This window comes from Methanosarcina sp. UBA5, assembly GCF_002505485.1.
Classification (GTDB): Archaea; Halobacteriota; Methanosarcinia; order Methanosarcinales; family Methanosarcinaceae; genus Methanosarcina.
In genome coordinates this window covers 1-13,840 of sequence record NZ_DAVG01000001.1, presented here as the reverse complement: position 1 = coordinate 13,840, position 13,840 = coordinate 1, and the positions used below count along the sequence as shown (strand labels likewise).

The following is a 13,840-nucleotide window of genomic DNA, read 5'->3' as shown; positions in this document are numbered from 1 at the left end:
GTGATGTTGAGGAATTTACTCAGGCAGATCTTTCCCTCATCCCTACTCCCATAACTAGAAGGCTCGTTTCCATAGGAGGATGGCTCCAGCCGTCAGGAGAAATAGTCTTTTTATCAATTGAGATCTCAACCTGTTTTCCGCTAAGGCCGCAGTCTTGCATGTAATCCGCAACAAGCTTTTTCCCAAATTCAACTGCGATGTCTAGAGCCTCTGAATAAGCGTCAAATCTTAGCCTGCTACCTGGGGCAAAAACCAGGAAATCCTTGTCCGGAGATATTAGGCTTGCTGGTCTTATCAGGATTTCAACCCTTTTAATTCCTCTTCCCACAAGAGCACCGACAGCATTTCCTACCTCAGCATGTTCGGGCACCAAAATTTCTGCATCGATAAGGTCTTCAAGCTCTTTCCTGTGGGCCCGGACAGGACCTCCGAGCAAAACAACCGGAACTCCCAATTTGAATTTTACAGGATAACTCTCGTCAAGTATCTTTGCAATGGCTGCTTCCGGAACTCCTACCAGAATATACGAGAGCAGATGAAGTGCCATGTTTCTGGCAACCTTCTTTTTTACAGCAGTGCAGAACTCCACTGGTGTCATGCGCATAATTCTGGAAAGTCTCTCCGCCCCTATATGGGAAGCTTCTACATTCCAAGCTGTATATTCTCCCAATACATGCAGGGCATCGGTAGGTGTAAAACCAATTGCCTGCACCAAACGTTTTCTGATAAGGGAATCTAAAGTCTGAGGATGAAAATCTTTTCGGATAAGAGCTTTTATTTCAGGTACGGAGACAGGTTCTTCCCCGATAACCCCCAGCACTTCGGCTTCAGCCCTGCTCAATTCTCCTGTTGAGTAGCCGGACCTTACAAAGAACTTTGTGGGTTGAATATTCTCCCCGAGATCTTCCCCAAGATACATGGGTGTCCTTTTGAAGTTATTCAAGAAATCTGGATATTTTACTGCAGCTACTGCAAGAGGTATAACTCGCCTGGGTCCGAGGAAAAGTTCTCTATTCACAACCCAGATATGACTGTCTCCACCTGTAGCCGTTGTTTCCATTCGAATAGCTTTAACCCTAGTCTTCCAGCCACCAACAACTGCGCCCTCTTCGCTCAGGTCAGGGACACCCATGCAGATTGAGGAAATATCCGTGCTTGTTCCGCCAACATCAATTACGTCGCAGGTTTCAAGACCAGAGAGATATGAGGCTCCAACCAAGCTTGCTGCCGGGCCCGAAAAGATCGTTTCGATAGGCTTTTTCAGGGCATCTTTGATTCCAACCACTGAGCCATCGCATTTGAGCATAAGGAGCCGAGCACTAATTCCCCGTTCTTGCATATCCTTGATTATTGATTTCACGAACTGCCTTGTTATCGGGATAAGCTGAGCATTGAGGAAAGCTGTAACTGCTCTTTCGTAGGCTCCGAGCTCTTGGGAAAGCTCATGTCCACAAACTGCAGGAAGGCCTGTAAGTTCAAGGACCCTGTCTTTTACTCTGAGTTCATGCTCCGGATTCCTCGTGCTGAAATAGGAAGAAATGGCAAAGGCAGAAACCTTGTCCTTTACGCGCAGGACAAATTTCTCAATAGTTTCCAGATCAAGAGGAGCCTCTTCGTCTCCATTCTGATCATGTCCACCGGATGCAAAAAGAATATGCTTTGTAGGCAATTGCTTCTCAAAAGGGTGGGCTCCAACAAGGATAAGAGCCACTGGAAACCCAGTTCCTTCTAGGATTGTGTTAGTGGAAAGAGTTGTGGAAACTGAAACAAGCTTTATGTTTTTCAGGTATTCGGGGTTTAGGCCATCTATTACGTTTTTGATGCCGGGATGGAGGTCTGGATAAGTTGTAAGCGACTTATTTGAGTCAACAATGATACCGTCCTTGTCCCTTACAATCACTGCGTCGGTGTATGTGCCTCCTGCATCAATCCCAAGGCTATATTGCATGTTGAAAACTACTCCTTTTTATCTTCTGCGACATTTTGATATCTTGGCTAGATTTCATTTATTTCTGGAATGGCTTAATGCCGGGTTTATAACAAAGAATGAATAACAAAAAATAAATTAAAGGATAGAGCTAGATAAAAGGATAAATCCCTTAAATACAGAGAATATAGCTCAAGTAAATGTAACTTTTATTGATTTTAGACTAAGCTGCAAGGTATCTTTTATTACAATGGGAGTGCAGAGGGTCACGAATACCCTGACTTTCACAGGCTGGTCGACAATTACTTCCAGTAATAACAGAATTCCTTCTTTTTGATTTAAAGGTTTTATTTGCTTTCTTTTTAGCACTTTTTTATTACTACTAATAATTATCGGCCAGCCTCTTTAGGGTGGGATGGCCGTACGCAATTTGATATTTCAAGCTGCTTTGTAATTTTTTGTAAAGTGTTTCCTTCTCCAGTAGAGTGCAACATTGACAAGTCCAATCATTACAGGCACTTCAATGAGAGGGCCTACTACCGCTGCAAACGCCTGCCCGGAATTGATGCCAAAAACCGCTACCGCCACAGCAATTGCAAGTTCAAAGTTGTTACTTGCTGCGGTAAAAGCAAGAGAGGTTGTCTGCTCGTAATTAATCCCCATTTGTTTACAGATAAGGAATGAGACACCGAACATAATTACAAAATATATTAAGAGAGGTATTGCAATCCTTACAACGTCCAGTGGCAGTGCAACAATGTATTCGCCTTTTAACGAGAACATAACAATAATCGTGAACAGTAAGGCATAAAGTGAAATCGGACCTATTGTAGGAATGAGTTTGTTATCATACCATTCAGCTCCTTTTGAAGGACGTAAGAAGTATCGAGTTAAGAAACCGGTAGCGAAAGGAATTCCGAGATAGATCGCAACACTTTGAGCAACTTCTCCCATGGATACGTGTATTTCCATACCACTAAGCCCCAGCCATCCAGGTAGTACGGTTATAAAGAAGTAAGCAAAAATGGAGTAAAAGATCAACTGAAAGATGGAGTTGAAAGCGACCAGGGCAGCAGCATATTCATTATCCCCATCTGCCAGGCTATTCCAGACAATAACCATGGCGATGCACCTGGCAAGACCTATTAGAATAACACCTACCATATATTCTGGATATTCTCTGAGAAATACAATTGCCAGGATAAACATCAAAATTGGGCCGATGATCCAGTTCTGGAGTAAGGATAAACCCAATACCTTATGATTTCTGAAGACCTTGCCTAGCTCTTCATATTTAACCCGTGCCAGCGGAGGATACATCATAACTATCAAACCGATAGCTATAGGAATCGAAGTTGTACCGATGGATAAATTCTTCAAAAAGTCTGCAAAACCAGGATAGATAAAACCCAGAGTCACACCGATAAACATAGCCAGAAAGATCCACAGGGTTAAATAACGATTTGTAAACGACAATCTTGATACAGCAGATTCTTCCAAAACAAACACCTTCTCTTTTCAATAAATATGATGTTATAAAAATAACTATTTTTTGATCACTCGCAGCGTCTATCACTTGCTTTAAGCTTTCTCAATAACACTAAATCGTCTTTACAAATGTTTATTTTCTCAACTTCATCACTAATAATCATTGAGAGGAAGGGAAATTTTTGAAAAGTAGAATCATTGAGTCGATAATAGACCCACTGGGATTTTTTTGCAGAAACAATAATTCCTGCCATTTTCAGTTTATTCAGATGTCTGGAAGTGTTAGATTGCTTAATACCTAAAACTGCCTCAATATCACAGACACATAGTTCTCGGTTTTTTAAAAGATTCAATATCCTTATCCTGTTCTCATCAGCCAACGCTTTAAGTATGTAAACAATATCCGTGGGCACCACCTCTAAATGAGTATAATTGCATATACTCATATATTATTTAAAATTTCTGTTTTATTTATAATTGTGAATTCTACTTGAAATTATATCAGTGACATCATATAATTAACTGTTTAAGTCTCAATAATTTTGATGAGGCTATTTCTGATTCTAAATAAATGTTTTTTTACTAAAGAAAGCTCTTGATCGTTGAAACCTCCCAACAGAAACATCACAGATAGATAAACAAGCACACCTATTCCTGCTGCCACGAAAAGCTTATAAATGCTTAAGATATCGAAACGGGAAACAAAGAAATACATAGCCGTTGAGGATAGAATGCATTTTGTAATATCATGAAAATAAAAGTCATGTTTAAAATATTTTAGAGATATGTACGTGCAGAGAATAGCCATAAAGAAATATGAGAATAGAGTTGAAATAGCAGCCCCGATGATGCCTGTCGATGGTATTAGAAGGATGTTAAGTAATACGTTCAAAACCGCCACAGCGAAATTGATATAAGTTGGCACTTTCGTTTTTTTGACAATTAATAGCGTATTGATAAAAATTTGGGCGATTCCTGCTAGAAGGCCAGAAGAAGCTATAACTGGGATCACAAACCAACCCGAAACAAAATTCTCAGTTGTAAATATTCCAAGCAAAGGTTTTGCAAAAGCTGAAAGTCCAAAGACTGCAGGAATAGAAATAATAAGGAAATATCGCAAAGAATAAGACATATAAATTGTTAATTCATCAATTTTATTCTCATCAAACAGTTTTGAGAGCTCTGGGAAAAGAATAAGTTGAAGGGGATTTACAAAAAGTTGTATGAGGCTACCGAAAGAGCAAGCTGCCGAATATACGCCTACGCTATTGAGGCCGAGAAAATAAGTAACCATATATCTGTCACTTGATTCAGTTACCCATCTTACAAGAGTGTTTGGTGTTAATGGGAGAGAAAAATGCAGATATTCCCTTAAATAAGTAAATCGAGGAATAACAAATCCTATCTGTTTTATAATAATTAGAACAGCTATTAAAGTAATGATGCCCTGTACCAGTAATGTGGCTATTATTGTGCCAAGGAGTCCGTATCCCATTTTGAGAAGAACAAGAATGAAAAGTAATTTTCCGAACGCTTCAAAAAGAGTAAAGTAAGAAAATTTCTGGATCTGCCTGAATACTCTAAAATAATAAAGAGACACAGGCTCGATTACATTCACGAAAATCAAAAGGGAACCTGCCTTGATGAAATAGGCCGCATGTGGATCCTTGAAACCGAATGTTGCTAGGGGTTCGGCAAGCATGTAAAGTGAAAGGGATGCCAGAAGGCCAGACACAGTCACGAAAAAAAGAATGGAATACACAGCCTCCTTTATTACTTCTTTCTCTGTTTCGGAAGATAAAAATCTGACAAGACCCATTGAAAGACCCATAAGTGCAAGAGGAGAGATTAAAGATACTGAAATATTTATCTGCGCCCAGAGGCCGTAATCATATGTCCCAAGGCTTTTTGTGATTATAGGAATTAGAAGGAAGTTACTCAAGTTTGTAAGTATCTGAACCATTCCGATAAGTCCAACATCTCTTACAAATTTTTGATATGACACTATAACACCTTAAACTTAGTCTTATTTAACTCTCTGACTGGAGACTAACAGAAGTAATCTTGAGATGAGTTGCTCCAAAATACAATCGCCAAACGGTTTGTTATCCTGCTACCTTCAGCCTAATTAAATATCTAGAAGCGTTAGATTGCTTAATGCCTAAAACCGCCTTAATATCACAGATACAAAATTCCCCATTTTTTAAAAGATTCAATATCCTTATCCTGTTTTCATCAGCCAGGGCCTTAAATATGGAAAACAATATCCGTGGGGATCACCACCTATATATGAATATATGGAATTATACTCATATATTATTTAAATATGTTGACTTATATTCCGCTACTGAGTATAATTCATCTGGTTAATGCTGAGGTAATCTTATTTAGGATTCGACAATTCATGCCGATAATAATTGGAAAAATAAAGGTAGTATATTGACCGAGATTGCAGTAAATTCTACTATTTGCGGCTTTGTTCACAAAGTCCATGGAAGAAGAAAAGGAAACAAAATTGTTGTTGACATCGAAACTCCATGTGAAAAGATAAAGAAGTTTTCTCAAATGGAAATCCCCATGAAAGAAATTATGGACATCAAAAATAACTACGTAATTGATAGAGCACAGGAAGCTAAATGCTGTTCAAACTGCTTAGTACCCTGTGCAGTACTCAACCTCTGTAGACTTGAGAGTGGACTCATTGCAAAATCTCTGGCAAAAAAGGCGGGCAGTATCAGTATTGAATTTAAGGATGTTTAACCGCCTTTCCTGCTTCGTGGGTCTTAATATTTATCAAAATTAATAATTATAGTTACTATCAATGGAAAAAAGATAATTAATAGCCAATAGCTATCAAAAATTAGTTCAGAGAACTTCGATAAACCTCTGATTCCAACAAATTACTTATATACCCTTTATAAGCAGCTAGCTAAAAAGTGGGGTTTATCGAAGTTCCCTTCAGATAAATATTTCTATTGAATCCAATAAGATAGCGGTTGATCTTGCTTTGTCCGGGCTGAATATTCACGCATATCTTTATTTGCTTTTATCATAAATAGTACTGTAATACTTTTGTTTGAATTTAGCTGAGGCATCAAAGCAGCTCAATACTATTCTGGAACTGGGGGGAGGCAAATAAATCTTAAAGATACTTTTCAAAGAATCCTGATTGCAACAGACGGGTCTAAGTGTAGTCAGAACGCTGTACTTCAAGGAATGGAACTTGCAAAACTCATGGGTGCGAAGGTCTATGCTCTTTATGTGTTTAATAAGGACGCATATGTACCGCCTGTGCTGGAAATTTATATTATTACTTTGGAAACTAAGAGAGTCACGAATACCCCGTCTTTTTTAATGGGATATTAAGCGAACCTTGCCTTTTTTATTCAAGTCCAACAGCTTCCTAGAGCTATTAACTTAATAAATTTCAATTTCAGAAACCGCTGAAATGGTTCTTATAAACCATATAAAAGCCGACTCCTAGAATTATAAAACCTGCAACTTTTTTTAATGGAAAACCATATTTTGAAACTTTCTGAAGCCTTATGGAAGAAAAGCTTGCAGAATAAGCAACAAGAAGCATTGGAACTGAAAAACCGAGAGAATAGATGAAAAGCATTAATCCTCCATAAACAATTTCGCCTGAAACAGCAACCATTGTAAGGATTGAACCCAGTACTGGGCCGACACACGGAAGCCAGACAATCCCAAGAGAAAGCCCAAGTAAAAACCCTCCTAAAAGACCTTCTCGTTTAGAGTTTGCAAGGAATGAAAAATTTCCGAAAACGTTGAATGTGTTTAAATCAAATAGTAGCGAAATGCCCATTGTGATCAGAAGAACTTCTGCAAAAATGTTAAGGCAATCGAGATAAGCTGTAAGTGTTGCCCCGAAAATAGAAGTAACAATTCCCATGCAAGTAAAGGAAAGAGACAAACCTAATATGATTGCAATTGGTCTGAACTTTCCTTCTCCAGTTGAGTACGCAAAAACTGCTGGAATCACTGGCAGGATACATGGAGAGAGCACACTAACGACTCCAGCAAAAAAAGCTGCAACTGGTAAAAAATTGGAAAACATCCTTTAACCCTCTGTTTTCTTGGGCTCAATAGCTTTGTCAAGAGTTTCTGAAAGGATTTCTTTGTCGGTAACACCCAGGAATCTTGCGCTTGCTCTTTCCTGGCTTTTGCTGCCATCCTGCCGCATATAAACGTATTTTCCGTTTTCTATATCCGTAATAATACAGGTATCCGGAATAACTCTTACTCCAAATTCTGTTGCGAACTCGGGATACTGTTTGATATCAATAAGCATGAATGAAGCAGAATCCTGATACATTGGGAGTAGCTCTGAGAATATCTCTTCCTGTTCTCCACAGGGAATACAACCCTTTGAACCAAGTTTCAGCACAACAGGACCTTTTTTGAGAGCTTCATCAATCTGGTTCAGGTTCGTAACTTCGATTAATTCCATTCCACTGCCTGAATCGCTAATATTCTTCGTAACTTCATCAGGCTCTGCCTCATTGCCGGAATCATCAAGACCCGTGCAACCTGAGCTGAAGAGAAAGAAACAAAAAATCGCTAAAATCGAGAGCGATTTTATCAAAGGAAATGATAAAAAAGAAGTTCGTTCTTTACTTGGTATTCTATGCAATCGCTTCATTACAGTCCTCCAAAATTTTCATATTCTATTTTCTAGTGCTTCGATCCCAAAAGCATTTTCTTATTTTCCGGAAAATCCGTGATCTTCAGATCTTTTAAAAAGTTAAGTTTTATGAACCTACTTCGGAATCGCAGTACTAGCTAAGAAGCAAGAATAGATTGTAGGATATCAAGATATGTTGATATACTCAAATGTATCAAATATTATAAGTATTTTGCTCAAATTATCTGTAATTGTCAAAAGTATACGAAAGATTCTTGCATTGATGAACTTTATTAACAAGAGAAAACATTTTCAATTGATTTATTAAGTGAGAAATCAATCTATTTGCCCTCGTTTCCAGAGCTACAATTGCAGCTATTTTCTTTTCCTTTAGAGTTCTCACCTTCAAAGATGAGCTCATAAATGTTTTTTCCATAAGCGTTTTCCCAGCAAAGTTGAGAACTCCCTGCAATAAACATTGTTAACATAATTGCTTCGGATACTTCTTCTCTGCTTGTTTTCTGATTCGTTGCTTGTCAAAAATACTCATCTACACAGAACTGGTGCATTGTAAAGACAGAAAGTACAACAGCAACCAATTCCTCGATTTTAAGATCAAGCGCCTCCTTCGTAATGATAATGCGGCGTATCTTTACAAAAATTTTCAGCAATTTTTGGTGTAATACTTTATTCAAAAAGGACAGCTTAATCCCTCAAATTAATTTAAAAATCCTAAGTTATAAAAAACCATGATATATATATATCAAAAAATGTTGATATATTGTAATTTACGATTTCAAAATCCCCGAAAATATTGAATATAAATAATAGCATGTTAGATATCAAAAATAATTGATATGGAAACTTTTAATTAGAAAGCTTAACTTCTTTTATTTATGAGCTATTGTTGTCCTGCCGATCCTGAGAAAAAGAAGGAATGGGAAGAAAAAATGCTTCAGGAAATTGATTTTCTGGACAATGACATAAAGAAAGCCAGTGAAATATTCAGTGCTCTCGGGCATCCTATAAGGCTGAAGATTGCTTATTTTCTCTCGCAAAGAGACCACTGTGTCTGTGAGCTAATTTTTAAGCTAAATGAAAGGCAGAACCTGGTTTCCCACCATCTGACAATCCTGAAAAACTGCGGGATAGTCGAAGCCTACAGCAGCTCAAAATGGCATTATTACAGGTTGAATCCTGAATTTGAAGATATTTTTGACATTATTACTCAGTTGCAAAACAAGACTCCGAATAAATCTGAGTAAAAGTAAAAATAAAAGATTTAAAAATGAGAATAACTGGGATATTAAATCCTTACAGCAGCAACAGCAGTCTTCTTTTTCCTTATCTTTTTCCGGATTTTTTTCAAATATTTTATTGTAGATATTTTCCTCGTATGTATTCGTTCATCCTGTCTGCGAACCGGCAGCAATGAACATCGCAACTGAAATAGCATCCGCAATCTCTTCCTTCGTGGCCCCTGCATTAATCGCTCTTTGTGAATGTGTATCAACGCAAAATTGGCAGCGCATAAGTACTGAGGAGGCAACAGCGATCAATTCCTTCGTTTTGAGATCTAGATAGCCATCTTTGAAAATGGAATTTCTCATCTGTCCAAAAGCTTCCGCAGTTTCAGGTAGTATTTCGCTTAAAAAAGACATTTAAACACCCCTAATTCATAAATTTATTAAAAAATTGTAGTTACAAACTGTTTAAATTCAAATTAGATCTGAATCTATGGTAATAAGTCTAAATTGTAATGTTATTTTTAGTTTATTTGAAACAATGTTTTCAAGCATTTCAGCATATTTTAATGGCCAGATCTCCTACAAAGGGAAGAATTCCATCGCATAGTGCTACCTTTTGATTCGAGCTTATGTGTGTACAGCAAGTCTTCTTCATTATCTATGGAATTGTTTTCAGAATTCTCTTCTTGCATCACGCTCTTTTCTTTTCCCATTTCCTAGACTCCTTAATTAGCTGAGTTTAAAACTTATATGAATTATTAAGAATTCAAATTTAAAAACCCTCATGACGGGTATCAAGAATAGTTGATACATGCTAGTGTCGAGTCAATTATTAATGGCTCATCCTGCATAATAAAAATTAAATCAAACCGAGACCACAAAGCTGGTGGAAGTTTGATTTGCTCTGAGATAGATTCCATTATGTTGAAGTATGCGGTCTCAGGGTTTCCAGCTGCAAGGATAGCACAGTCTGCAAGGATGGTCGCAACAGTACCGGCCTTTGACAAACTGACTGTTCCCTGTTCCACCACTTCGTGAAGTGCACTTACGTCTTCGGTTTTAGCTTGTCCTATCTCGTCCACAGCAAGAAGACCTCTGGACGCCATTACAGCAGCTCCACCTTCCAGAGTCCATGTACCATTTGCGTCCTTTACTGCAGCTGCAGTAAGTCCTGCAGCACTTGCCATTTTTCCGCTTGTGAACACTCCTCTGGGTGAAATTCTACTGACCTTCCGTAATAGCAAACTCTTTGCAGTCCCTGGATCACCGAGAAGTGCAATATGGATGTTCCCTCTCAGTTGGGTCTTATCCGGTAATTCCCTTTTCACTCCAGAAAACAGCTGCAAAGCAAGTGCTTCTTTTATTGTTTCATTGCCATGAATTGAAGGAGCAATGCTTTTCACGATTTTATCAGTAATCTCTGGATCTTTACTTAATTTCAAGATCTCAGCTTCATCTTTTTCGGATAAAACGTACTCATCAAAGCCCATATCTTTTTTCTGGATAGATACAGCTTCGATAAACATTTCATATAATGTTGTTTTCCCGTCTCGGTCTGATATCTGATTTACTCTCAAAACTCCGGTTACGGTGATTTTTTCACCTGGCTCTATTTGATTTACTAGATCGCCATAGCAGAAAACTGTTACATCTCGGATTTTTGTCCCACTTGTGGAATCTGGAGATTCCTGCAGATGGAGCTTTTGAAAGTCTTCAAATGTTGAATCTTCGGTTACGACATTAAAAGGCCCCTTATTTCCACAGTTCTCATCTTCACAGCCTGCGAATGGCTCCTCGAATTTGAAGTCATTCTGCTTCACAAGAGTTACATGCCCGCATCTGAGGCACAGAAAAGCAGCTGTTGTAATTCTTGGTTTTGTATCCGAAACCGACTTAACAAGACCATCCAGAGACACAAGTTTCCCAATATGCTTCTTGCCAAGCTCTCTAATCGACGTCTTAAGGTAATTGGGAATATCCGTTATGCTGAACTCTATTTCGTCCAAATTGATTTCTTTATTGCTACCTCTAATTGCCCTAACTCCATCTAATGCTTTTTGCAATATTTTAGTTGTGTCATAAATATTATTGATCAGAGCTGTTCCTAAGCCTCTGTTAAATTTATAGAGATCGGGATACTTAATATGAATTGTTTTTTTCTCAGGATACTCTTTATCTTTGGGAAACTCTTCACCCTCAGAAGATTCTTCACCTTCAGGGTAATCTTCAATAATATTGGGATAGCTTTCAACAAGGGTTATAATCTCTTCGAGGCAATGATCTTCAAAAAAGCCAGCAATCATGTCTGAAGGAGGTATTTTTACTCTCAATTCTTTGCAGTACCAGGTGTCTTTATCACTCACTGCTCTCCACCTCCTCGGAAGCCAGGGTACAAAAGATCCTTTGCTATTGAGAGGGCTTCTTCATGGGAAGGCTCACTTTCGTCTTCGTAGCCTCCAGCGAATACAGCTGCAAGTTTTCCTTTGGTTAGCTTGTCCGGAAAGGCTGCAGCTATGTATCCTATCTCTTCTGTCTTCTTGAAAAGTGTGATTGCTGGATACTTTTCAACGATCATACTGGCGAGCTTTTCAATTTCCTGGTGCTTTCTGAAAGCCTCGTCCTCTTTTGCCCTGTTTTCAGTTTTAACTGCTCTGAGCTGTTCACAAATTGCTCGTTCTCTACTATCTATCAAACTCCGCTGGATATTCAGGTCGTTTAGTTCCTGCTCTAATATCACTTCTTCTTCGCCAATGCCCAATAGAACCTCTGAACCAATTATATAAGCTAAAGAATGAGAAACACGTCTACCCTTGTATGTTCTACCAGCAGCTCTAGCTTTTTGGATTCCATCAGCCAGATAGCAAGGAACTTCGGGACAGACTTTTTTTAATTCAGTGGTCACGCTGACCACCTCGATAAACTAGAAGTCTTCTGTTTTATACTTATTTGGGGATTTGTCGCTTTACTTCTTTCCCTTTGACCACTCGTCCCTGCACTTGCCAGATGTAGGAAACTTTTTACTTCCATCACGGCAATCCCATCCCTGCGATAGCTAAAACAGTTTTTGCAAAAGCTTTTTCTGTAGGATTCCCATACCTGGCCTTGTACTCAATCACTTCCTTGTGTTCAGAATAGATTTCCTTAAAGGCCTGAACGGTTTCAGGTTTAAACGAGTCTGAGGCTGGCATCAAATATCGCCTCCATATATTGCAAAAAAGTTAGTATTTACGGAAAGATCAAAATCAGTGACTCCAAAATCTGGATAGAAACTTCTCCGCAAATATTTGCTACGGTAATATCCAAAAATGCACTTTGTATACCGAGAGTCTCCAGAAGATACTTTTTGTTCCTCGAATTGAAGACTAACGTTTAAATTCGAGTTCCCTTTTAATACACCAGAGATCTCAAATAATTTGTCCATTATTGCTTCAAAGGATGAGTTTATGTCATAAAGGTTTTTACGACCGGTTTAACTACTAAATATAAATTTTCAGAAGAATCCTTTACAATTGTACTAATTGTATCAGCTTGGTCCGAGATTGAAATAGCTGTTGAGATCACATCGTCAGAGACGGCTTCTACGGCTTCTACGAGTGGTTCAACCGTTGATTTCATGTCAGAAACGACTTCTGCGAGTGGTTCAACCATTGATCTCATGTTGTCAAACATGGCTTTTTTGAGATCGAGAACTAGTTTCTTAAAGTCTGTAGTTTCTTTATTATATGTATTCATATTATTCTTCATACATTCAAATATTTTTTACATATAATATAAAAAAATAATTAACTGTTCATTGTTTCTTTTTTAGCTGAGTCCAATTAGGAGTTTACAGACTCACGTATACCCTCGCTTCCTAAAACCCCCTAATAGACCCACCAAAAACAGTAAAGAGCTCAAGATATTTAAGTCTTATACAACCAAATATGATACAAACATAAATATTTTCATTAAAAATATTTTTAGTTATATGTAAAATGAGAATTATAAAATGTAAATAAGTTTATGTTAAATCTCATTAAAAAACTTTTGATATAATTGCCTTCATTTCATCTTTGAATTTTCGTTCAGGAATTTTCTTAATTGCTCCATCACCATAGGGTCATCAAAGTTGATGACTTTTTGCTGATATTTGCTTGCTTCTTCATTTATTTTCTTCATTCTTTCGATTTCTGCCCGGAGTTCCTGCAACTCTGACCGTTCCACTACGTGCCGCGTTGTTTCCGCCTGAAGAACTGAGTTTTCGTATTTAATTTTCTGGTATTCTGGGCTTTCGGATATATCGAGCTCTTTTTGAATGATTAGATATGGGACAAACTTCCGGTAAATCTCTTTCAGCTTCACAGGACTTGCTCGGAAATAGGCCGATCTTGTATCGTCTAGTGTATGTCCCATTAAAAACTCGGTAAAAAAGCTATCGGCTCCAGCGTTTAATAGAGTTCTATTAAAATATTTTCTTATATTGTGTGACCTGATAAATCCCCAATCATTGCATGGAGTACTCTTTCTTGCTTTTTCTGCGAGTCTCCTGTAGAC

The 13,840-nt window shown here is 38.1% G+C and carries 15 protein-coding genes and 1 pseudogene; 3 read left to right on the top strand and 13 right to left on the bottom strand.

The window, feature by feature from the left end; genetic code table 11:
- Positions 1-19 precede the first annotated feature (19 nt).
- The 5 genes from BP621_RS00075 to BP621_RS17020 form a co-directional block, all read right to left on the bottom strand.
- Positions 20-1,948, bottom strand: coding sequence for a hydantoinase/oxoprolinase family protein (locus tag BP621_RS00075; RefSeq protein ID WP_292386935.1), 1,929 nt, complete (start codon positions 1,946-1,948; stop codon positions 20-22).
- Between the two features lie 417 nt (positions 1,949-2,365).
- A complete protein-coding gene (gene arsB, locus BP621_RS00070; protein WP_292386932.1) occupies positions 2,366-3,436 on the bottom strand; it encodes an ACR3 family arsenite efflux transporter in 1,071 nt (356 codons plus the stop codon).
- A 47-nt stretch (positions 3,437-3,483) separates the two neighbouring features.
- Positions 3,484-3,828 (bottom strand): ArsR/SmtB family transcription factor, encoded by a 345-nt coding sequence (locus BP621_RS00065; protein ID WP_292386929.1) that lies wholly within the window; start codon positions 3,826-3,828, stop codon positions 3,484-3,486.
- Positions 3,829-3,941: 113 nt separating this feature from the next.
- Entirely contained in the window at positions 3,942-5,420 is a 1,479-nt protein-coding gene (locus tag BP621_RS00060) for a flippase (protein ID WP_292386926.1), read from the bottom strand.
- A gap of 100 nt (positions 5,421-5,520) precedes the next feature.
- Positions 5,521-5,631 (bottom strand): ArsR family transcriptional regulator, encoded by a 111-nt coding sequence (locus tag BP621_RS17020; RefSeq protein ID WP_349682025.1) that lies wholly within the window; start codon positions 5,629-5,631, stop codon positions 5,521-5,523.
- A 223-nt stretch (positions 5,632-5,854) separates the two neighbouring features.
- Here BP621_RS17020 and BP621_RS00055 point away from each other — a divergent pair, with 223 nt between their 5' ends.
- A complete protein-coding gene (locus tag BP621_RS00055; protein WP_292386924.1) occupies positions 5,855-6,175 on the top strand; it encodes a DUF6951 family protein in 321 nt (106 codons plus the stop codon).
- 333 nt (positions 6,176-6,508) lie between these two features.
- Positions 6,509-6,781 carry a universal stress protein gene (locus BP621_RS00050; protein ID WP_349682024.1) on the top strand — a complete coding sequence of 91 codons (273 nt, stop codon included), beginning with the start codon at positions 6,509-6,511 and terminating at the stop codon, positions 6,779-6,781.
- Between the two features lie 67 nt (positions 6,782-6,848).
- Here the strand turns inward: BP621_RS00050 and BP621_RS00045 are convergent, their stop codons facing one another.
- On the bottom strand, positions 6,849-7,493 hold the full coding sequence (locus tag BP621_RS00045) for a cytochrome c biogenesis CcdA family protein (RefSeq protein WP_292386922.1): 645 nt from the start codon (positions 7,491-7,493) through the stop codon (positions 6,849-6,851).
- A 3-nt stretch (positions 7,494-7,496) separates the two neighbouring features.
- On the bottom strand, positions 7,497-8,021 hold the full coding sequence (locus tag BP621_RS00040) for a thioredoxin family protein (protein ID WP_292386920.1): 525 nt from the start codon (positions 8,019-8,021) through the stop codon (positions 7,497-7,499).
- Between the two features lie 935 nt (positions 8,022-8,956).
- Here BP621_RS00040 and BP621_RS00035 point away from each other — a divergent pair.
- Positions 8,957-9,325, top strand: a complete 369-nt coding sequence (locus BP621_RS00035; RefSeq protein ID WP_292386918.1) for an ArsR/SmtB family transcription factor — start codon at positions 8,957-8,959, stop codon at positions 9,323-9,325.
- Between the two features lie 141 nt (positions 9,326-9,466).
- On the opposite strand, the gene BP621_RS00030 is transcribed toward BP621_RS00035, so the two are convergent.
- From BP621_RS00030 to BP621_RS00005, 6 genes and pseudogenes are all read right to left on the bottom strand, one after another.
- Complete coding sequence (locus BP621_RS00030) at positions 9,467-9,721, bottom strand: carboxymuconolactone decarboxylase family protein (protein ID WP_292386915.1); 255 nt, start codon at positions 9,719-9,721, stop codon at positions 9,467-9,469.
- Positions 9,722-10,101: 380 nt separating this feature from the next.
- Entirely contained in the window at positions 10,102-11,670 is a 1,569-nt protein-coding gene (locus BP621_RS00025; RefSeq protein ID WP_292386913.1) for a minichromosome maintenance protein MCM, read from the bottom strand.
- Positions 11,667-12,209 (bottom strand): hypothetical protein, encoded by a 543-nt coding sequence (locus tag BP621_RS00020; protein ID WP_292386911.1) that lies wholly within the window; start codon positions 12,207-12,209, stop codon positions 11,667-11,669. Before BP621_RS00020 ends, BP621_RS00025 begins: the two co-directional genes overlap by 4 nt.
- Before the next feature lie 124 nt (positions 12,210-12,333).
- Entirely contained in the window at positions 12,334-12,495 is a 162-nt protein-coding gene (locus tag BP621_RS00015) for a hypothetical protein (RefSeq protein ID WP_292386909.1), read from the bottom strand.
- A gap of 253 nt (positions 12,496-12,748) precedes the next feature.
- Positions 12,749-13,039: a hypothetical protein gene (locus tag BP621_RS00010; protein ID WP_292386906.1), complete on the bottom strand. Its 291-nt coding sequence runs from the start codon at positions 13,037-13,039 to the stop codon at positions 12,749-12,751.
- 309 nt (positions 13,040-13,348) lie between these two features.
- A pseudogene (locus tag BP621_RS00005) lies at positions 13,349-13,840 on the bottom strand (hypothetical protein); the annotation flags it as partial.